The sequence below is a fragment of the Rhodococcus ruitaii genome, from assembly GCF_055230935.1.
Map to the genome: position 1 here is coordinate 17,185 of NZ_JBUYWC010000015.1, position 19,040 is coordinate 36,224.

The 19,040-nt window shown below is 65.1% G+C and carries 18 protein-coding genes, 1 tRNA gene and 1 pseudogene; 11 read left to right on the forward strand and 9 right to left on the reverse strand.

The window, feature by feature from the left end; genetic code table 11:
- Window positions 1–3: 3 nt before the first annotated feature.
- The 3 genes from ACZI8W_RS19195 to ACZI8W_RS19205 form a co-directional block, all read right to left on the reverse strand.
- Window positions 4–975, reverse strand: coding sequence for an alpha/beta hydrolase (locus ACZI8W_RS19195; RefSeq protein WP_463370099.1), 972 nt, complete (start codon window positions 973–975; stop codon window positions 4–6).
- 143 nt (window positions 976–1,118) lie between these two features.
- Entirely contained in the window at window positions 1,119–1,790 is a 672-nt protein-coding gene (locus ACZI8W_RS19200; RefSeq protein WP_463370100.1) for a response regulator, read from the reverse strand.
- Window positions 1,775–3,109, reverse strand: coding sequence for a sensor histidine kinase (locus ACZI8W_RS19205; RefSeq protein WP_463370101.1), 1,335 nt, complete (start codon window positions 3,107–3,109; stop codon window positions 1,775–1,777). The genes ACZI8W_RS19200 and ACZI8W_RS19205 overlap by 16 nt, the downstream gene beginning before the upstream one ends.
- A 133-nt stretch (window positions 3,110–3,242) precedes the next feature.
- Between ACZI8W_RS19205 and ACZI8W_RS19210 the strand changes: the two genes are divergently transcribed.
- Genes ACZI8W_RS19210 through ACZI8W_RS19220 form a run of 3 tightly spaced genes read left to right on the forward strand, consistent with a single transcriptional unit; the run spans window position 3,243 to window position 6,299 of the window.
- Window positions 3,243–4,130 carry an ABC transporter ATP-binding protein gene (locus tag ACZI8W_RS19210; protein WP_463370102.1) on the forward strand — a complete coding sequence of 296 codons (888 nt, stop codon included), beginning with the start codon at window positions 3,243–3,245 and terminating at the stop codon, window positions 4,128–4,130.
- Window positions 4,127–5,674 (forward strand): hypothetical protein, encoded by a 1,548-nt coding sequence (locus ACZI8W_RS19215; protein ID WP_463370103.1) that lies wholly within the window; start codon window positions 4,127–4,129, stop codon window positions 5,672–5,674. Before ACZI8W_RS19210 ends, ACZI8W_RS19215 begins: the two co-directional genes overlap by 4 nt.
- Window positions 5,661–6,299, forward strand: coding sequence for a hypothetical protein (locus ACZI8W_RS19220; RefSeq protein WP_463370104.1), 639 nt, complete (start codon window positions 5,661–5,663; stop codon window positions 6,297–6,299). The genes ACZI8W_RS19215 and ACZI8W_RS19220 overlap by 14 nt, the downstream gene beginning before the upstream one ends.
- Here ACZI8W_RS19220 and ACZI8W_RS19225 read toward each other — a convergent pair whose 3' ends face one another.
- Window positions 6,300–6,458, reverse strand: coding sequence for a hypothetical protein (locus tag ACZI8W_RS19225; RefSeq protein ID WP_463370105.1), 159 nt, complete (start codon window positions 6,456–6,458; stop codon window positions 6,300–6,302).
- A 95-nt stretch (window positions 6,459–6,553) separates the two neighbouring features.
- Here ACZI8W_RS19225 and ACZI8W_RS19230 point away from each other — a divergent pair.
- Window positions 6,554–6,712, forward strand: a pseudogene (locus tag ACZI8W_RS19230) (tyrosine-type recombinase/integrase); the annotation flags it as partial.
- A gap of 120 nt (window positions 6,713–6,832) precedes the next feature.
- Here ACZI8W_RS19230 and ACZI8W_RS19235 read toward each other — a convergent pair.
- Both ACZI8W_RS19235 and ACZI8W_RS19240 read right to left on the reverse strand, forming a co-directional pair.
- Window positions 6,833–6,920: transfer RNA gene (locus tag ACZI8W_RS19235), tRNA-Ser, on the reverse strand.
- Between the two features lie 27 nt (window positions 6,921–6,947).
- Window positions 6,948–7,418: a MarR family winged helix-turn-helix transcriptional regulator gene (locus ACZI8W_RS19240; protein ID WP_463370106.1), complete on the reverse strand. Its 471-nt coding sequence runs from the start codon at window positions 7,416–7,418 to the stop codon at window positions 6,948–6,950.
- A gap of 124 nt (window positions 7,419–7,542) precedes the next feature.
- Between ACZI8W_RS19240 and ACZI8W_RS19245 the strand changes: the two genes are divergently transcribed.
- Entirely contained in the window at window positions 7,543–8,529 is a 987-nt protein-coding gene (locus ACZI8W_RS19245) for an NAD(P)H-quinone oxidoreductase (protein WP_463370107.1), read from the forward strand.
- A 13-nt stretch (window positions 8,530–8,542) separates the two neighbouring features.
- Here the strand turns inward: ACZI8W_RS19245 and ACZI8W_RS19250 are convergent, their stop codons facing one another.
- Window positions 8,543–9,742, reverse strand: coding sequence for a cysteine desulfurase-like protein (locus ACZI8W_RS19250; RefSeq protein ID WP_463370108.1), 1,200 nt, complete (start codon window positions 9,740–9,742; stop codon window positions 8,543–8,545).
- Window positions 9,743–9,894: 152 nt separating this feature from the next.
- On the opposite strand from ACZI8W_RS19250, the gene ACZI8W_RS19255 reads away from it, so the two are divergent.
- The 3 genes from ACZI8W_RS19255 to glfT1 are packed head-to-tail and all read left to right on the forward strand — an operon-like array spanning window position 9,895 to window position 12,297.
- The gene (locus ACZI8W_RS19255) at window positions 9,895–10,503 is read left to right on the forward strand and encodes a bacterial proteasome activator family protein (RefSeq protein WP_463370109.1); all 609 of its coding nucleotides are present in this window, start codon (window positions 9,895–9,897) and stop codon (window positions 10,501–10,503) included.
- Window positions 10,504–10,562: 59 nt separating this feature from the next.
- Window positions 10,563–11,396, forward strand: a complete 834-nt coding sequence (wzt, locus tag ACZI8W_RS19260) for a galactan export ABC transporter ATP-binding subunit Wzt/RfbE (RefSeq protein WP_463370234.1) — start codon at window positions 10,563–10,565, stop codon at window positions 11,394–11,396.
- Between the two features lie 10 nt (window positions 11,397–11,406).
- Window positions 11,407–12,297: a galactofuranosyltransferase GlfT1 gene (gene glfT1 / locus ACZI8W_RS19265; protein ID WP_463370110.1), complete on the forward strand. Its 891-nt coding sequence runs from the start codon at window positions 11,407–11,409 to the stop codon at window positions 12,295–12,297.
- 16 nt (window positions 12,298–12,313) lie between these two features.
- On the opposite strand, the gene ACZI8W_RS19270 is transcribed toward glfT1, so the two are convergent.
- On the reverse strand, window positions 12,314–12,709 hold the full coding sequence (locus ACZI8W_RS19270) for a hypothetical protein (RefSeq protein ID WP_463370111.1): 396 nt from the start codon (window positions 12,707–12,709) through the stop codon (window positions 12,314–12,316).
- A gap of 180 nt (window positions 12,710–12,889) precedes the next feature.
- Complete coding sequence (locus tag ACZI8W_RS19275; protein WP_463370112.1) at window positions 12,890–14,356, reverse strand: hypothetical protein; 1,467 nt, start codon at window positions 14,354–14,356, stop codon at window positions 12,890–12,892.
- 79 nt (window positions 14,357–14,435) lie between these two features.
- Here ACZI8W_RS19275 and ACZI8W_RS19280 point away from each other — a divergent pair, with 79 nt between their 5' ends.
- The 3 genes from ACZI8W_RS19280 (at window position 14,436) to nhaA (ending at window position 19,012) form a co-directional block, all read left to right on the forward strand.
- Window positions 14,436–15,593 carry a hypothetical protein gene (locus ACZI8W_RS19280; protein WP_463370113.1) on the forward strand — a complete coding sequence of 386 codons (1,158 nt, stop codon included), beginning with the start codon at window positions 14,436–14,438 and terminating at the stop codon, window positions 15,591–15,593.
- Window positions 15,594–15,739: 146 nt separating this feature from the next.
- Window positions 15,740–17,524, forward strand: a complete 1,785-nt coding sequence (locus ACZI8W_RS19285; RefSeq protein WP_463370114.1) for an AMP-dependent synthetase/ligase — start codon at window positions 15,740–15,742, stop codon at window positions 17,522–17,524.
- Between the two features lie 189 nt (window positions 17,525–17,713).
- Entirely contained in the window at window positions 17,714–19,012 is a 1,299-nt protein-coding gene (nhaA, locus tag ACZI8W_RS19290; protein WP_463370115.1) for a Na+/H+ antiporter NhaA, read from the forward strand.
- Window positions 19,013–19,040: the final 28 nt, after the last annotated feature.

Consider the following 19,040-nt stretch of genomic DNA (forward strand, 5'->3'; position numbering starts at 1 on the left):
CGGTCAGAGCCCGAGCGCATCCTCCAGCGTGGGCCATGCAGTCTTGATGTCGTCTTCCCAGTACCCCCACGAGTGGGTGCCCCACGGCCGGTACACGACGGTCGCAGGAATATGCAGCTCGCGGAGTCTGCGATCGAACGTGAGGGTGCAGATGAACGCACCCATCTCGAGAGGGACGCCCGTCGACATCGGCTCGTTGGCCACCGCGAAGTCGTGAGGACCCAGCAGGCCGTTGCCGGTGCTGATGAACACTTCCTTGCCGCGCAATTGATCGGCGTGCACGTAGGGGTCATGCGCAGCCCAGTCCGGATCGTCCGGCGGGCCCCACATGTTGTTGGGATTTCCCCCCTTGTAGACGACCGTGGCGCGCACCGAGTTACGGGTCGAGTCCTGTTGCGTGTCGAGGCAGCCGCTCAGTGCCGCGACTCCCTCGTACAGATCCGGCTTGCGGGTGATCAGCATCATTGCTGCAGTCGCGCCCATCGACAACCCGGCGACCGCGTTGGTTCCGTTGCCGTTGAACCGCGCGTCGATGATCGGGGGAAGTTCCTCGGTGAGGAATGTTTCCCACCGGTTGACCCCGAGAATCGGGTCCGGTTGCTGCCAATCGGTGTAGTAACTGCCCGTGCCGCCCACCGGAAGCACCACGTTCACGTTCTTGTCCGAGACGAAGTCGACGATGTCGGTCTCCTTCGTCCAGGTGCTCTCGCGGTACTCGGTTTCCTCACCCGCGCCGACGCCGTCGAGGAGATACAGCGTCGGGCGCGGCCCGTCCCATGCCGGGTGCAGCACTTGGACCTGAACGACCCTCCCCATCGAAGGAGAAAACACGAACAGCGCCGTGCGACTGTCGGTGATGCGTTCGCTGTGATCGACCACCGCCGTCTGTGGCGATGGCTGAGCATGCCCGACCGCAGGACCGGACAGTGGTAACAGCAGCGCCACGGCAAAGGCGGCGATCAACCTCTTGTGCATACAGCTCCTCGTCCCCCGACGACCGGAGTTCGATCTCAACCTGTCCGGCATGTCCGGGTCAAGTCAACTGGAAGCGACCCTAGTTGTCGGCGCCGCATACCGTACGATTTCTTCCCATCTCGGACTATTCGGGCAGAAACATCTCAATCGAACTCACTCCGACGCAGATGCGCGAGCACGGCCAGTACGCGGCGATTCGTGTCGTCGGTCGGCGGCAGGACCAGTTTGTTGAAGATGTTGCCGACATGCTTGCCCACAGCCGAGTCCGTGATGAACAACCGAGCAGCGATCGCCGCGTTCGAATGACCCTCTGCAATCAGGGCGAGCACCTCGCGCTCACGCGGCGACAACTGCGCCAGAGGGTCCCGGCGCCGCCGGAACAACTGCTGCACGACGATGGGGTCGATCACCGTGCCGCCGGCAACCACCTGATGCAGGGTGGAGACGAACTCCTCGACATCGACCACCCGATCCTTGAGCAGATAGCCGACGCGCCCACCCTCGGCCCCCAGAAGTTCGTCGGCGTAACTCAATTCGACGTACTGGCTCAGCGCCACCACAGCAAGCCCTGGGTATGCTCGCCGCAATTCCACTGCCGCGCGCAACCCCTCATCGGCGAATCCCGGCGGCATCCGCACATCGGTCACGACCAGGTCCGGGCGGTGCTCGGCGACAGCTGATTCCAATGCCACGGCATCCGGGACCGACGCCACGACCTCGAACCCGAATCGCTCGAGCATTGCGGCGAGGCTTTCGCGCAGCAGCGCGCCGTCCTCGGCGAGGACCACTCGCACGGCGGTCAGTTCTCGATCCACGGCAACTCCACTCGGACGACGGTGGGCCCGCCGGGCGGGCTGGACAGCAGCATTCTGCCGTCGACCGCAGCGACCCGGTCGGCCAGGCCCGTCAGACCGCTCCCCCGTTCCGGATCCGCACCGCCGCAGCCGTCGTCCACGACTTCGACGACCAGCAGATCCCCGACGCGCCGGGCAGCCACGTCGACTGCGGTCGCATCCGCGTGTTTGGCGATGTTGTTGAGGGCTTCGACCACCACGAAATAGGCTGCGACCTCGACGTCCGGTGCCGGGCGCAGCGACACCTCCGCGGTGACGGAGACCGGGACGGCGAAGTCCTCGGTCAGCTCACGTAGGGCGTCGGGCAAACCACGGTCCGTGAGCACCCTGGGATGAATTCCCCGGATGAGTTGCCGCAGTTCCACCATCAGGTCCTTGGCCTGATCATGCGCCTGCGACACACTTTTCGCTGCCGCAGAATCCGGGGGGAGGTCGAGTTTGGCCATACCCAACTGCAGAGTGAGGTTGACGAGCAACGACTGCGCGCCGTCATGCAGGTCCCGCTCGATCCTGCGACGTTCCGCCTCGAAAGCATCGACCAGCCGGGCCCTGGACCGAGACACCTCGACAAGCCGAGCGCGAAGCGCGTCCGGATCGTCGCCGCACAACAACGACCGAGCGAGCGCACCGTGCAGTCCCGCGATCAGAGCAATCACATACGGGATCGTCGGCAGCAGAAGCAGACCTGCGATCGCGTAGGGGACCGCCTGATCGACCGAGGTGATCTGGCTGAAGCCGAGCGCCACCGCCTCGTTACCGTCACCCACCACCAGGGGGCTGACCACCATCACGACGATGAGACCGACGATCACCGCGGCCAGGAGCAACAACGCGGGAACCAAGGTGAGCAGCAGGACTGCGTAGCCGAGCTCCCGCCATGTCGCGGCCTCGGTGTAGCGGGTGCGCACCCACGGCCATAGACCCGCGGAGGGAGGAGCGCGGTGCGCCGAGAGTGCCCGATCGCTGCTCACCAGACGCAGCCGCATACGTTCCAGAGTCGCCAGCGGTATCGCCACCAGCGGGCCGAGGCCGAACACCAGCACCACGCCGAGAACACCGAGGAACACCACCCTGCCGAGCGGTTGCGGATACATGCCGTCGCCCGCCCACACGATCAATACCAACCACGGGACGCAGAACGCCGCGAACGGCAGCGCCACCGCGCACACCACCGGGACGGTGGTCAGCAGATAACCGAGCGAGCGCCACAGCCACCCCGTCAGCAGGAAGCGTCGTCGTGTGATCGCGGCGAGCACCGTGGTCGGTTCAGCAGAGGACACTCGAGTGAGCCTATCGACGCAGTCGCTGTTTCGGGATGAGGTGAGGTGCAGTCGAAAGGTGGTGCTGGCACCACCTCCGATCGGCCGCGTGGCCCCAGTGACTGCACCACCGGCGGAATGGTCGGCTGTAGTCATGCAACTGGAGCTGAACAAGGTCACCAAGACCTATCGAGATAAACAGGCCGTCACCGACATCAGCATGCGGATCGGGCCCGGAGTTCTCGGACTCCTCGGACCCAACGGAGCCGGTAAGTCGTCGCTGATGCGGATTCTCTCCACGATCACCCGGCCGACTTCCGGCACGGTCACGTGGAACGGCACCGACATCGTCGCTCGGCCGGAACCGCTCCGACGCGTCCTCGGCTACCTCCCACAGGATTTCGGCGTCTATCCGAATCTCAGTGCCCGGGAGTTCCTCCGGTATCTCGCCGCAGTCAAGGGACTGAGCACGCGGTCTGCCAAGGAGCGGGTCGACGAACTGCTCGAACTCGTCAACCTCACCGACACCGGATCGCGTCCGGTGGGCAAGTTCTCCGGTGGCATGCGCCAGCGCGTTGGGATCGCTCAGGCGCTTCTGAGCGATCCGGAGCTTCTCGTCGTCGACGAACCGACGGTCGGGCTGGATCCTGAGGAACGCATGCGGTTCCGCAACCTGCTGGGAGATCTCTCGTCCGACCGGATCGTCATCCTGTCCACTCACATCGTGTCGGACATCGAAGCCATCGCCGACGACATCGCGATCCTCACTGCCGGCGAACTGCGTCGGCGCGGCACCCCCGAGGAACTCCTCCGTTCCGCAGACGGTCTGGCGTGGGAAGCGATCGTCCCCATCGATGCAGTGGCCGACATCCGGCAGCGTGCGACGGTCACCCGCACCGTCCGAACATCACTGGGCGTGCGTGTTCGTGTGGTCGCACATACGCCTCCGGTTCCGGGTGCGCGCCGCGTCGAACCCGACCTCGAAGACGCGTACGTCAATGCGGTCCATACCCCGATTGCACCTGCCGGGGTGACCGGATGACCAGCGCAGTTGCTGCCGTCTCGATGGCAGATTTCCGGGATCGTGCGCGGCGTCCCGCATTCCTGGTGACGGTGCTCGGTGCCGTCACACTGGGGTATGTTGCCGTTCCGCCCGCCTCCGCCACCTACGCGATGGTCAAAGTCGGGTCGTTCCGGGGTGTTTACGACAGCGCGTACATCGGAATGATGCTCGCCATGATCGGCAGTCTGTGGCTGCCACTGTTCGGGTTCTACGTCGTCCGCAGCAGCATCACGCGCGACATCGTCGCCGGCGTGGGCGAAATGCTTGCCGCCTCCCCGCTGCGTACGCCGATGTATCTGCTGGGAAAATACCTCAGCAACCTGATGGTGCTGGCAGCGATGGCTGCCGCACTCGCCTTCATCGCACCCGTGATGCAGCTTCTCCGCGGGGAATCCACGGGCCTCGACATGACGGCGCTCTGGTTTCCGATCGTGCTGTTCTGTCTCCCGGTACTGACCGTGGCCGCAGCAGCCGCTGTGGTGTTCGAGACGATCCCGCCCTTGCGCGGTGGTGCGGGAAACATCCTGTGGTTCTTCATCTATCCGTCGATGTTCCTCGTTGGGATTCCGCTTGTCTACGGCACGATCACCGCGGGATTCCAGGCCGACCTGTCGGCACAGCACCCCGGCATGGACGACGAGATCTCGATCGGGCTCACCGCGGAACCCGGTGCGCTCGGGCAGTTCACGTGGTCCGGCATGGAATTCGACCCGACCCTCGTCGCAGCCGGTGTGGGTTTGATCGCGGCATCGACGCTCGTCGCCGTCATGCCGTCGTTCTGGTTCACTCGGTTCGATCCGTCACGGCTGCAGACTTCCCTATCGAGAGCTTCCACCCAACCGCGCCCGACAAGACCGGAACCGTCTGCTACACAGTCATTCTCACAAACCGTACGAGGACTGTACCCGTCCGAGCGTGGACACGCGTTCCTGGGCCTGTTGATCGGCGAGGTGCGGATCCATCTCGGAAGTGTGTCGCGGTGGTGGTGGCTCACCTTCGCAATCGTGACTGTCGCGGCCCTCGCGGTTCCCGCTGACCGCGTCGGCACCGCACTGCTCTTCGCGTGGTTGCTGCCGGTGCTGCTGTGGTCGCGCCTCGGCACGCTCACCTACGAACAGGGCGTCGATCCCTTTGTGGAGTGCGGCGTCTCCCCGCGCATCCGTCTCATCGCCGAGTGGGGCGCGGGGGTGCTCATTGCGGCCGTCGCCGGTGTGGGCCCCCTGGTGAAGTTGCTCCTTGCGCTGGACCTGACCGGCGTAGCCGCGTGGGTTGCGGGTGCCGCGTTGGTCCCTGCACTTGCGCTGCTGATCGGGTCGATCGGACGGGGCGCACGTGTATTCCAGGCGGTCTACCTGGTGATCTGGTACGCCGTTCTCAACGGCGTCGCGGCCGTCGACGTCATGGGCGTGCTCCGCACTGACGGGTCGCTCAGTGGCCCGTCTCCCCTGTTCTCCCTAGGCATCAGCGCTGTGTTGATCGCCGCCTGCCTACTCGTACTGGAGATTCGTCATGCCCGTCGTTGAAAACCTGCCTCGGAAATCCCTTCTCTCTGCCGGTGTTGCGGCACTGACACTCTCGACACTCACCGGATGCACCGCCGGTTCCACGAGTCAGGAACAGCGGAGCGACACCTACAGCGGCGCGTTCGCCTCCGTCACACTCGATCTCGATGATGCGGGTGCGAAACAACTCGGTGTCACCACCGCGTCGCTGAGTGCACAGGTGATCGGCTCCGACCGCGACGACATCGAGATCCGGCGCACTATGGAGTTCACCGACGGCGACAAACCCGACGAGAGCATCGACACCAATGGATCCGATCTGACGATCAGCGCGCGTTGCCCCGACAGGTTCGCCGTGGGCAGCCCCACCTGTGTCGCCCGCTACGAGATCGCCGTCCCCTACGGCACCGTCGTCCACGGGAAGTCCAAGTTCGGCGACCTGACGGTGACCGACACCCGTTCAGCCGTCGACCTCGAATCCCGCTACGGTGATGTCACGTTGGTCGTGGGCCCGGGCAGTTACGCGGTCGACGCCGTGTCCACAACGGGAGCGAGCACGGTCGAGGTGCCGCAGGATCCCGCCGGAATCCCGGTGCGGCTGCGGTCCGGGGACGGATCGGTCGCTGCGACGACCCCGATCGAGTAGCTACGTCTCGAGGCGTTCCGCGGCGGCTGCTCGGGACCCGACGAACTGGGTGATCAGCAGATTGTCGACCACCTCGCGTTCGCCGCCGGTCAGCGGTGGCGTCGGCTTCGGGTCGGGAAACGGAATGGCGCCGAGTCCAGACCGGACGCTGGTTGCCAATGACCGTATGGCGATGCGAGTTGAGCCAACCGTGGCGCATCCACCGACCGACACACTCAGATCCTCGACTCATCCCACGGCTCATCCGGCACCGACGCGGCCGCGGCGATCTCGTCTTCCCCGGCCGCGACGGCGAGCACTTGCGCCGACCGGTCAGCCACAGCGGATGGTTCGAGTTGGCAGTGAAGCGGGCCGGTATCGAACGGGTGACGCCGCACGATCTGCGGCACACGGCGGCGTCGTTGGCGGTTGCGGTCGTGCTCGATCAGGCCTATTCGAGTGCGGGTGTGCCCAAAGTGTGCCCACCGGAGCCTGCCGATCGGCCCGTGGAGGCACAAGAAAGCCCCTCACCTGCTCTAACAGGTGGGGGGTATTGGCGGAAGCGGAGGGATTTGAACCCCCGGTCGCTCTCACGACGCTCGCTTTCAAGGCGAGTGCATTCGGCCGCTCTGCCACGCTTCCGTGCCAAAGCTTAACTGCATCGCCGACCTACTTGTCAGCGAGGGCTCCGTCCACACGCGCGAAGATTCGGCCGAGGGTGTTCAGCTCGCTCTTGCTCAGCAGATCTATGAGGTTGGTGCGCACGTCGTCGACATGGGTGGGAGCAGCCTCCGCGAGACGACGACTGCCTTCATCGGTGACGGTGGCGAGCACGCCACGGCCGTCGTCGGGGCACGAACTCCGCACGACCATGCCCTCGGCCTCCATGCGCCGGATCTGGTGTGTGAGGCGACTGCGGGACGACAGCACACCGTCGGCCAGTTCACTCATACGCAGCGAACCCTCGGCGGCCTCGGTCAGCATGACCAGGATCCGGTATTCGGCGAGGGACAACCCATGCTGATCCTGCAGATTCCGGTTGAGTACTTCCATCAGCCGGCTGTTGCCGTCCATATACCGTCGCCAGGCATCCTGTTCCTCAGCAGTCAGCCAGTTCGGTGTGTCATGTTCGCCGGTCACGCGGGAAGTGTAATCACCGACCTGCCCAGGAAGTTACCGTCAGGTACTCCGAGCAGGTATTCCGAGGGGAGCATGTGCGCGAGTCATTGCCATATCCCGAGCCCGTCACGATAACGTCGTCGACATGCACGCAATCGTCGCCACCGAACCCGGTGGGCCCGAAGTTCTGCAGTGGATCGAACAACCGGACCCGGAGCTCGGTCCCGGACAGGTTCTTCTCGATGTTGCCGCCACCGCGGTCAACCGAGCCGACCTGCTGCAGCGTCGAGGTCTGTACCCGCCACCGCCCGGAGCCAGCGAGATCCTCGGGCTCGAGTGTTCCGGTGTGATCGCCGACCTCGGCGAGGGAGTATCCGGGTGGAAGATCGGCGACCGGGTCTGCGCGCTGCTCACCGGCGGCGGATACGCGGAGCAGGTCGTGGTTCCCGCCTCGCAACTGTTTCCGGTACCCGAAGACATGGATCTCGCTGCGGCAGCGTCACTGCCCGAGGTCGCGTGCACGGTGTGGTCGAACGTCGTGATGGGCGCTGGTCTGACCCGTGGAGATGTCCTGCTCGTGCACGGTGGGGGCGGCGGGATCGGTACACATGCCATCCAGGTCGGCAAGGCTCTGGGTGCGACGGTGGTGGTCACCGCGTCGGCCGGCAAACTCGATCGCTGCCGCGAGCTGGGCGCCGACCTTGCGATCGACTACCGCAACCAGGATTTCGTCGTCGAGGTGAAGAAGGCATACGGCGGCGCGAACGTCGTGCTCGACAACATGGGCGCTGCCTACCTGTCGCGGAACATCGACGTGCTCGCACCCGACGGCACGCTGGTGGTGATCGGCATGCAGGGTGGCACCAAGGGCGAGCTGAACCTCGGCAAGCTGCTCGCCAAGCGCGGCCATGTCACTGCAACGGGCCTGCGTGGTAGGCCCGACACCGGCAAATCGGGTAAGAGTGCGATTGTCTCAGCAGTCCGTGAACATCTCTGGCCGCTCGTCGACGAAGGCAAGGTTCAGCCGGTTGTGCACGCCGAGCTTCCGATCACGGAAGCCGCCAAAGCACACGAGCTGCTTGATTCCCCCGAGACGGTGGGAAAGGTCGTGCTGAAGATCGACAGCAAATAGCCGCAGGCCGCAATCAGAAGTTGCGGAGTTCGCGCACAAGCTGGTCGATCTCGAACGCAGTGGTGTAGGGCGCGAGGCCGACGCTGACGGCGCCGCCCTCGTCGCTCACCCCCAGCGAGTCGAGCAATCGGCTCGTCCCGCGAGTGCTTGCAACAGTCGCGATGCGGCGATCGGCCAGGTGCGTGGTGACCTTGTCGGCGGGCACACCGTCGATCGTGAAGCTGATCGTCGGCACCCGGCTCGACGCACGCCCGAGCACCATGACACCACTGAGACTGTCGAGTTGACGCAGGAGCCGCTCGAAGAGCTTGTCCTGGTAGTGCTGCATCGAGCTGATGGAAATCTCGAGTCGTTCCCGTCGGGTGCCGGTGGCTTCGTCGTCGAGCGAGGCCAGGAAGTCGATCGAGGTGGTGACGCCTGCGAGCAGCGCGTATTGGTGGCCACCCACTTCGAGCCGTTCCGGCCCGCGCGCGTGCGGGTCGAGCGACATCGCCGGAACCCGGTCGAGGTGCGCTGAGTCGGCGAAGACCAGCGCCCCGATCTGAGGTCCACCCCAGGCCGCTGCGTCGACGGTGACGATGTCGGCGCCGAGATCGGCCATGTCGAGATGTGCGTACGGTGCGGCCCCTGCGGCATCGACGACCATGAGTCCGCCCGCATCGTGGATGAGATCGGACACCGCACGGACGTCGGGCGCCGATCCCACCACCGACGAAGCCGCCGACAATGCGACCAGGCGCGTCGTCGGGGTGATCAACTCCTCGTACTGCCAGGCCGGCATGTCGCACGTCTCGATCTCGACCTCGGCCCACCGCACCTGCGCTCCGTAACGACTCGCCACCCGGAGCCACGGCGCCACGTTCGCTTCGTCGTCGAGACGCGAAAGCACCATGCCGGTGCCGAGCCCGAGCCGCGGGCTCAGCGATTCGGCGAGCCACGCGAGCAACACCGCGCGACTCGGTCCGAGGACGACGCCGGCGGGGTCGCCGCCCACGACGTCGGCGATCGCGGTGCGTGCCGCGTCGAGAATTCCTGCGCTCCGACGGTTCGAGATGTGTCGGCCCGCCGCAGATCCTGCAGCATTTCGAAACGCTGTCGACACGGTGCGGGACACCGCGTCGGGGATCTGCATGCCGGCCTGAGGATCGAGGTGGATCCAACCGTCGCCGAGCGAGGGGATCAACCCCCGAATCCGGGCAACGTCGTAAGCCATGGCAGACACTCTAAATCTTGGAGTCGATCAATGGTCGCTCGCTCCCGGGCAACCACCTACCGATGGGTACGCTCGGACCGGAAATCGCGGATACTCCGCTCGTAGATGGGGTCGGCGCCACAGCGATCGCCGGGAAAGGCCAGAATTGACTCATGACGCATCCCGAGAATGACGATGTTGTGGTGATCGGCCCGGATGGCCGGCCCGTCCGCGTTCCTCGTGGTGACGTTCCTCGTGGTGACGTTCTGCATGGTGACGAGGCGCAGTCCGATTCGCCGCGTCCGGAGGAAACATCCGAGGACGGCGCAAGCACCGGAGAGACGCTTTCCGACATGGTCGAGCAGCCCGCAAAGGTCATGCGGATCGGCACGATGATCAAGCAGCTGCTCGAGGAGGTGAAGGCCGCCCCCCTCGACGATGCGAGCCGTGCCCGCCTCAAAGAGATCCATCACTCGTCGATCCAGGAGCTCGAGCAGGGCCTCGCGCCCGAACTGCGCGACGAACTCGAGCGGCTCGCGTTGCCGTTCGGCGAAGAGTCCGTGCCCTCCGACGCTGAGCTCCGTATCGCTCAAGCCCAGCTCGTCGGCTGGTTGGAGGGCTTGTTCCACGGGATCCAGACCGCGCTGTTCGCCCAGCAGATGGCGGCCCGCGCGCAGCTCGAACAGATGCGGCAGGGCGCGCTGCCCCCCGGACTGAACTTCCAGAGCGGGCCGGATGAGCAGCAGGGTCACGGGCACACCGGCACCGGCCAGTACCTGTAGGCGTCGGCTGCTGGAAGCGGACCGGTAGGCTCGAAACTCGTGTCAGCGTCTGGAGCAGCATCGTGAGCCGAGTCAGCATCGAAACCCGAAACGCGTGCGTCGACTTTCCGATCTTCGACGCCAAGACCCGGTCGCTGAAGAAGGCGTTCCTGGGTAAGGCCGGCGGCTCGATCGGCCGTAACGACTCCGACGTCGTCGTCGTCGAAGCGCTTCGCGACATCACCATGTCGCTGAAGGAAGGCGACCGTGTCGGACTGGTCGGGCACAACGGTGCCGGCAAGTCGACACTGCTGCGTCTGCTGTCGGGTATCTATGAGCCGACGCGCGGCGCGGCGCGGGTACGTGGACGCGTCGCGCCGGTGTTCGACCTCGGGGTGGGTATGGATCCCGAAATCTCCGGCTACGAGAACATCCTCATCCGCGGCATGTTCCTTGGTATGACCCGCAAGCAGATGCTCGCGAAGGTCGACGAGATCGCCGAGTTCACCGAGCTCGGCGACTACCTGTCGATGCCCCTGCGAACCTATTCGACGGGCATGCGCGTACGCGTTGCGCTGGGTGTGGTCACCAGTATCGACCCGGAGATCCTGCTGCTCGATGAGGGCATCGGCGCGGTCGACGCCGAGTTCATGAAGAAGGCGCGGATCCGGCTGCAGGAACTGGTGTCGCGCTCGGGCATCCTTGTCTTCGCCAGCCACTCCAACGAGTTCCTCGCACAGCTGTGTGACAGGGCAATGTGGATAGATCACGGTCAGATTCGTCAGGAGGGCGGCATCGAGGAAGTGGTGCGCGCTTACGAAGGCGACGATGCAGGCGACCACGTGCACATCGTCCTCGAAGAACTCGAGCGTGAACGTACCGCCGATTCCTCGACGGGCGGTAACGGTGCCTGACGAACGAACTGTGTCTGACGAAAAGATCATCGGCGTCGTCGTCACCCATCGCCGACGCGAACTGCTGGCCGAATCGCTGAAGGTGCTGGCTGCGCAGACACGACCGCTCGATCACCTCGTCGTGGTGGACAACGCGGATGAAGACGAGGTACGCGCACTCGTCGACTCTGTGGAGATGCCCACGACCTATCTCGGGTCGAAGCACAACCTGGGTGGGGCAGGCGGCTTCGCGCTCGGCATCCTGTATGCGCTGTCGCTGGGCGCCCACCGGGTGTGGCTTGCAGACGACGACGGTCGCCCCGACGGCGACGAGGTCCTCGCGACGTTGCTCGACTGCGCGAGGCGCAACGGCCTGGCCGAGGTGTCGCCGGTGGTGTGCGACATCACCGAGCCCGACCGGTTGGCGTTCCCGCTGCGTCGCGGTGTGGTGTGGCGGCGCTGGCGTCACGAACTCGGCGACGAGGACCTGCTGCCCGGCATCGCGTCGCTGTTCAACGGCGCTCTGTTCACAGCGGACGCGATCGACGCAGTGGGCGTACCCGACCTGCGACTGTTCGTGCGCGGCGACGAAGTGGAGGTCCACCGGCGGCTGGTGCGTTCAGGGCTTCCCTTCGGGACGTGCCTGCAGACCGCGTATCTCCATCCCGACGGTGCCGACGAGTTCAAGCCGATCCTCGGCGGGCGGATGCACACCCAGTTTCCCGACAACGACGTCAAGCGGTATTTCACGTACCGCAACCGCGGCTACCTGCTGTCGCAGCCGGGTCTGCGTCGGCTACTACCGCAGGAGTGGGTACGGTTCGGCTGGTATTTCCTGGTCACCCGTCGTGACCCAGCGGGTCTCCGCGAATGGGTGCGGCTGCGCAAGTTGGGGCGCGAGGAGAAGTTCGAGCGTCCCTGAGGCGAAGGTGACCGCGTCAGCTCTTCGATGCAACGTAGATCGCGTGGATGATCCACACTGGTAACCACATTCCACACGTGATCAGTGTGAGCACAAAGTGAAGCAGGTGCGGACATTCTGCACGGGCAGGCGCGTTGTGGACCGTGACCTGCTGGATCGGTACGTAATGCGGCTGCGCATACGGCGCCTGATACGACGCGTGTTGCTGCTCGGCGAGACGCCGCTGGTGCTCCTCGTACGCAAGGCGTTGCTGGTGTGCCTGACGCTGCTGCTCCTGGATCTGCCGGTACTGCGCCTCGCGCTCCTGCTGTTCCTTCCACGCACGCAGCCTGTTGAGTTCTTCGAGTTCCCCCGGTTCGAGATCCCGCTGATACTTCGCGGTCGGCTCCCAGCCCGGTAGGGGTTCGGTCATCGGTAGTTCCTCCACGCTCCCAGGGCCGAGCATTCACCGCTCGCGCCATACACCGGTCGACTTTCGACTGCCGACCTCAGGCAGTTCGATCAACTCGAGATCGGCCGGTTCGACCGAGGCGTTACATCGCTACCGTCCGTCATACTAGATACGCTCATGACCGTCCGAATCGCCATCCCCTCACTCCGTGATGAAATCGCCGGCCAGCGTGTACACAGCCTCTCCGCCGCCGCGCGTGCTGCTGTAGTCGACGGCGATCACGATTTCGTCGCTGCGTTCACCACCCTCGCTGCCCCAGAATCCGATATCCAGCCTGGCAGCACCCCGGTCGACGGGGTCGATACCGAATCGGCTCATGGCGTCGTCGCGAACCCGTTCCAGGGTGCCCGAGGTGACGTCCGACAGCCGGAACCGAGGAAGGTCGCTGTCGCTCATGGCCTCGTCGGGATCGCTGAATCTCCCCGCACGGAGCCAGGTTCGGTAGTACGTGTCGCCGCGATAGTAGTCGAGCATGAATCCGGGACTGCTACTGGAATCGAACGCGATTTCCTTGACCAATGGGTCATCCGCGGAAATGCCCCGTGCAGCGAGGGCCGTCTCGACCTGCTGTAACCCCGCGGCGAGATCCTCGGCGGGCCACCACGGCGCGACGGCGCCGTCGGCCGTTGCATGGATCCTGATCGCAGACCCGTCGAACCAGGATTCGGCGAGGACCGGTCGGGAAACCCCGAATATGTCGTCGTCGGAGCGAGAGACCTCGAACCGTTCGGGTGTGGCCACCGCCGGAGCCACCATCGAGGACGCCTCGGACAGATACTGCTGCGCCGAGAAGTTCTGCAATTCATCAGCCGTGAACGTGTCCATGCTCCGTCGATCGGTGGTGCCCTCCGTGATCTCCCACCCGTCGGCCCGACCTTCGTATGTGCGCATGCGATCAGCCCCGAGGTAGACGTCCACGCTGACGTAGGAGTCGTAGATCGCGATCTCCAGCAGCGAATCCAACGCATCGGGCGCATCGGAGCGCAAGTAGGCGAGCGCGTCGTCGTACCACTGCCACAAGAGACGTTCGTCGGGTCCGAGAGCCTCCTCCGGGGACGACTCGGATGTCCCGGCCGCCAGAGCCGGCGTGAAATCCCAGAAGTCGCTCGGCGGCACCAGCATCGTCACCCACATCGCCGCTACCGCCGCTACCGCCGCGGGCGTGCGCACACGCGTACTGCCGTGCTCGATCACGGGAGCTGCTCCGGGGACACCAACCGCCTCTGACGGCAGCGCGCCCCGCCCGTCGGCGACGATCTCCGCGACCTGGTAGCTCGACAGGGCCGCACGGGTCTGGAATGAGAACGGAGCGTCTCCCGGGGGATGCGCCCGGCCCGCAATGAGAGTGGACGAACAAGTCAGGTTCGGGGCGGACCGGTCGATGAGATCGACGTCGACGGGCACCGGATCACCGCTGGCCACAAGGAAGATCGAGCGGGACAGAGCGGTGACGATCGTGCCTGTACCGAGCACGACGAACAACACTGCAAGGATCAGGAACCAGCCACCGGAGTACGCACCGATTGAAACGCCACCGCCGATGAGCATGCCGCCCGCTGCCGCACGAACCGTCGAATTCACAGCACCGCCTCTACGCGTCTCGGGCACGGATCGACTCTAACCAGCGCAAGACTCGACGGCATCGGCACGGTAGCGTTTCCGCCATGCGTGGAACGGTTCTCCCGGCATGACAGCTACGGATGCGCGGCGCGAGACGACGCCCGCTCTGATCGCACGCACCGAGTACGCGGACGGCGCCGCCCTGATCCGCAGGATCCTCGGCGCGACGTTCCTACTCGCACCGATACCGCTTCTCCTCGTTCTCGCGCTCGCCGGGGTGCCCTCAACGGTCATCGTGATGGTCGTCGGCGCATCGGTGACCTCCGCACTCGCACTGCAATCGTTCGGGTCGCTCGCTCGGTACCGCGCAGCAGTCCGGCTCGGAATCGTCGACGAACAGATACTCATCGGCACCGAGGAGACGGCCGATGACGTGCGCTCACTGGCCGACCTCACCGACGTCGCGCTCTCGGCGGAGCAGTCACCCACGACCCGCATCGTGCCCGCCGAACGGGACTTCCGCATCCGGGGAATCCGGTCGTTGCAGCTCACTTTTCGCGATGGCGCCGTCTACGTGGTGGCGTTGCTGGAAACCGATCCGGTGGCGATCGAGATCATGCGACGGCTGCGACGCGCGCTACCCGAGAAGCCCCGCGTCTACCAGCAGATGAAACCGGCCGGTCATCGCACTGACGCCGAGCGCACGTACCAGACCGATGAGCCCCGCGTGGGTCGTATCCCCGAGCCGGCCGAGCCGAGCGCGTCTCCGGCCGCCGATGTCCGTCTGTGGGAGGCTGCCCGCGCCGTCCACAACCGGGTCCTGTCGGAGTACGGCGCATACGAGCTCGATCCAGCACTTTACCTGCGGTATCCCGGTGTCACGGACATCACCCGCGAGACCGTGATGGACTTCCACAGCGCGCTGGAGGAAGCGGAGGCGTTGGCCACCGACACGTATCCGGGAGATGCGGCATTCGCGGGGCGCTACCGGACGGCTGTCGATGCGCTGCGTCGAACGTGGGCACGGTGCGAACGCGACGGCAAGGCCACCGGAACCGGATACCTCCTCAGTGAGGACAGTTCGGACCTCGACACCGCCGCCAAGCTCTACAACCACGCACAGTCCACCGACAACGCCGAAGAGAAGGCCTCATATCTGCGCAAGGTGCAGCAGATCGTCCACGACCTCGACGAGCGCGGGCGAGTCCATCTACCGCAGCCGGTCGTCGTGGCGATCGAAGCGCAGGTGCGTCTGGCGCTCGGGCCAGGCACTGACACACACTGAGTCGACTCACACCGAGTATGCTGCGGGCAATTCTGGTGCGGTAGCTCTCGCGGATCCGCAGTGCCCCAGGCATTCACACCGATCCGCCCACGCACGTACGCAGTCCACTTTACACTTTTCGCACCATTCTTCTCCGGGAGCGATCCATGACACCTCGAGACAATGCACCGTCCACCCTCTGCGATGCCTTCCACACCACCGCCTCGGCGTATCCCGACAGGGTCGCGCTCCGCACACCGGACGACTCCGTCCGGTACACCTGGCGGCAATACGCCGACCGTGTCGAGAGACTCGCCGCCGGACTCGCCGGGCTCGGCGTCCGGCACGGCGACACCGTCGGCCTGATGCTCACCAACCGCCCGGAGTTCCATCTCGTCGACACTGCGGCATTCCACCTGGGTGCAACTCCTTTCTCGATCTACAACTCACTCACCGCCGAGCAGATCTCGTACGTACTCGGAAATGCGGGCAATCGCGTGATGATCTGCGAAGAACAGTTCGTCCCGGTACTGCAGGAAGCGATCGGCACGACAAAGGTCGAGCACCTCGTGTGCATCGACGCAAAGCCAGAGGGCACGTTGTCACTCGATGATCTGGAAGCCTCCACCAGGGCAGAGTTCGATTTCGAGGCAACCTGGAAGGCCGTGCAGCCGTCGGATCTGCTCACCCTCATCTACACGTCCGGCACCACCGGACCGCCGAAGGGGGTCGAGCTCACCCACGCGAACATTCTCGCCGAATTGAAGGCGACCACGACATTCCTGCCCACCGACGCCGACGACCGGATCGTGTCGTATCTGCCCGATGCGCACATCGCGAACCGGTGGGGCTCGCACTACTCGAGCATCTACGGCGGCATGCAGATCACAACGCTCGACGATCTCAAACAGGCGATCGCGGTGCTGCCGAGTGTCCGTCCGACGCTGTTCGGCGCTGTACCGCAGGTGTGGTACAAGCTCAAGGCCGCAATCGACAAGACTCTCGCCGAGGAGTCCAGCCCGGTGAAGAAGAAGCTCGCATTGTGGGCGATCGACGTCGGTCGCACACGCGCGCGGCTGCACTCCGACGGCAAGCCCGTCCCCAGGACACTCGAATTGCAGCATGGTCTCGCCGACAAGCTGGTGCTGTCGAAGATCCGTCAGAAACTCGGACTCGACCAGGTACGTGTCGCCGTCACCGGTGCCGCTGCGATCTCGCCGGAGGTGCTCGAATTCGTTCTGGCGCTGGGCATCCCCTGCTCCGAGGTGTGGGGCATGTCGGAGACGTCCTGTGTGGTGACCATGAACCGTCCCGGCGGGATCCGCATCGGCACCGTCGGCCAGGCGGTCCCCGGGGTGGAGATCAAGACCGCGGATGACGGCGAACTCCTGGTCAAAGGCCCTCTGATCATGAACGGGTACCGCAACGATCCGGAGAAGACGGCCGACGCGATCGACCCCGACGGGTGGCTGCACACCGGCGACATCGCCGAGATCGACTCCGACGGCTATGTACGGCTCATCGACCGGAAGAAGGAACTCATCGTCAACTCCGCGGGGAAGAACATGTCGCCCGCCAACATCGAGGGTGTGCTTCGCGCTGCGTGTCCGATGCTGGGAGGAGCTGTCGTCATCGGCAACGACAGGCCGTTCAACGTCGCGTTGCTCGCACTCGACCCTGACGCGCTCGCAACATTCGCTCAGGAACACGGATTGTCCGGCACTCACGTGAAGCTTGCCGAAGATCCGGTCGTCCTCGATGCCGTCGAGAAGGCGGTGCAGGTCGCGAATTCGAAACTGTCGCGCGTCGAGCAGGTCAAGAAGTACACGGTCCTGCCGACCATCTGGGAACCGTCGGGCGACGAACTGACTCCCACGATGAAGCTCAAGCGCAAGCCGATCGACGCGAAGTACGCGGAGCAGATTGCGATGCTCTACGAGAACGTGCCATAGACGCGCGCCGCATCGTGCGCGGCGCCCCCTGAATTCTCCCGGCGCACCGGCCGACAGCGGCCGGTGCGGTACGGTGATGAGCGGTGTGCCGGGAAGTCTGGTCGGCGAGGTTTTCTGCTCTCGAACCGGAGGTCTCATGATTCCGTCGCGCCATCGCAGCGATTCCTTCTCCATATCCGGAGGCGTGTGATGCCCGGAATCTTCTCTTCGCTTCCCTTACTGTCACGCGGTTCCTGGGAAGAATCACGCCGTGTCTCGGACATCCTTCGTAAGGAGACCGTCGGCGGGGCCCTGCTGTTGCTTGCTGCGCTCGCGGCGCTGATCTGGGCGAATTCCCCCTGGTCGGACTCGTATCACGCGCTGCGCGACACCACGTTCGGCCCGGAGTCGTTGCATCTACATCTGTCGCTGGGCACCTGGGCGGCCGACGGATTGCTGGCGATTTTCTTCTTCATCGTCGGTGTCGAACTCAAACGCGAATTCGTCGAGGGCGATCTACGCGATCTCCGACGGGCGGCGATGCCCATCGTCGCCGCGGTCGGCGGTATGGCGGCCCCGGCATTGATCTTCGTCGCGATCAACCTGAGCGGCGGCGCCGAAGCGCTGCACGGGTGGGCGGTGCCGACCGCCACCGACATCGCGTTCGCGGTGGCCGTTCTCGCAGTGATCGGGTCGCATCTGCCGACGGCGTTGCGAACGTTCCTGCTCACCCTCGCGGTGGTCGATGACCTGCTCGCAGTGACGGTGATCGCCGTGTTCTACACCGACGAACTGAACCTGCTGTATCTGGGCGCGGCCGTGATCCCGCTGATCGCGTTCGGTGTCGCCATGCAGCGCGGCGTGACCGCGTGGTGGGTTCTGGTGCCCTTGGGCATCATCACCTGGTGGCTCGTCCACCAGTCCGGGGTGCACGCCACCATCGCCGGTGTGCTGCTCGGTTTCCTCGTCCCCGTGGCGCGGCACGTGAACGGCAAGAAGATCGCCGTCGCCGAACGCGTCGAACACCGGATCCGGCCCCTGTCCGCCGGCATCGCCGTGCCGGTCTTCGCGTTCTTCGCCGCGGGCGTCACGGTGGGCGGCCTCTCCGGCCTCACCTCCACGCTCACCGATCCGGTCTCCGTGGGTGTGACAACCGGGCTCGTCGTGGGCAAGGTCGTCGGGATCTTCGGCACCACCTTCATGATGGCAAAGTTCACGCAAGCTCGACTCGACGACGACGTGCGTTGGATCGACGTGTTCGGTGTCTCACTCCTCGGAGGTATCGGATTCACGGTCTCCCTCCTGATCGGCGACCTTGCGTTCGGCGCCGGATCACTCGAGGCAGACCACGCCAAGGTCGCGGTGCTGTGCGGATCGGTGCTCAGTGCCGTTCTGGCGTCGATCGTCCTCACAATCCGCAACCGTGCCTACCGCCGCGTCGCCGAACGCGACCGGGTCGACGACGGCGACGGACTCCCCGGCGTCCACCCGGAGCAACGAGCACCGTGACTCTCCCATCCTTCGCGCTCATACACAT

Excerpts from the sequence above, each read along its gene's own strand:
- ACZI8W_RS19195 (WP_463370099.1), bottom strand. The coding sequence starts at position 975 with ATGCACAAGAGGTTGATCGCCGCCTTTGCCGTGGCGCTGCTGTTACCA.
- ACZI8W_RS19255 (WP_463370109.1), top strand. The coding sequence starts at position 9,895 with ATGACGCATCCCGAGAATGACGATGTTGTGGTGATCGGCCCGGATGGC.
- ACZI8W_RS19215 (WP_463370103.1), top strand. The coding sequence starts at position 4,127 with ATGACCAGCGCAGTTGCTGCCGTCTCGATGGCAGATTTCCGGGATCGT.
- ACZI8W_RS19270 (WP_463370111.1), bottom strand. The coding sequence starts at position 12,709 with ATGACCGAACCCCTACCGGGCTGGGAGCCGACCGCGAAGTATCAGCGG.
- ACZI8W_RS19285 (WP_463370114.1), top strand. The coding sequence starts at position 15,740 with ATGACACCTCGAGACAATGCACCGTCCACCCTCTGCGATGCCTTCCAC.
- ACZI8W_RS19280 (WP_463370113.1), top strand. The coding sequence starts at position 14,436 with ATGACAGCTACGGATGCGCGGCGCGAGACGACGCCCGCTCTGATCGCA.
- ACZI8W_RS19250 (WP_463370108.1), bottom strand. The coding sequence starts at position 9,742 with ATGGCTTACGACGTTGCCCGGATTCGGGGGTTGATCCCCTCGCTCGGC.
- nhaA (WP_463370115.1), top strand. The coding sequence starts at position 17,714 with ATGCCCGGAATCTTCTCTTCGCTTCCCTTACTGTCACGCGGTTCCTGG.
- ACZI8W_RS19210 (WP_463370102.1), top strand. The coding sequence starts at position 3,243 with ATGCAACTGGAGCTGAACAAGGTCACCAAGACCTATCGAGATAAACAG.
- ACZI8W_RS19245 (WP_463370107.1), top strand. The coding sequence starts at position 7,543 with ATGCACGCAATCGTCGCCACCGAACCCGGTGGGCCCGAAGTTCTGCAG.
- ACZI8W_RS19220 (WP_463370104.1), top strand. The coding sequence starts at position 5,661 with ATGCCCGTCGTTGAAAACCTGCCTCGGAAATCCCTTCTCTCTGCCGGT.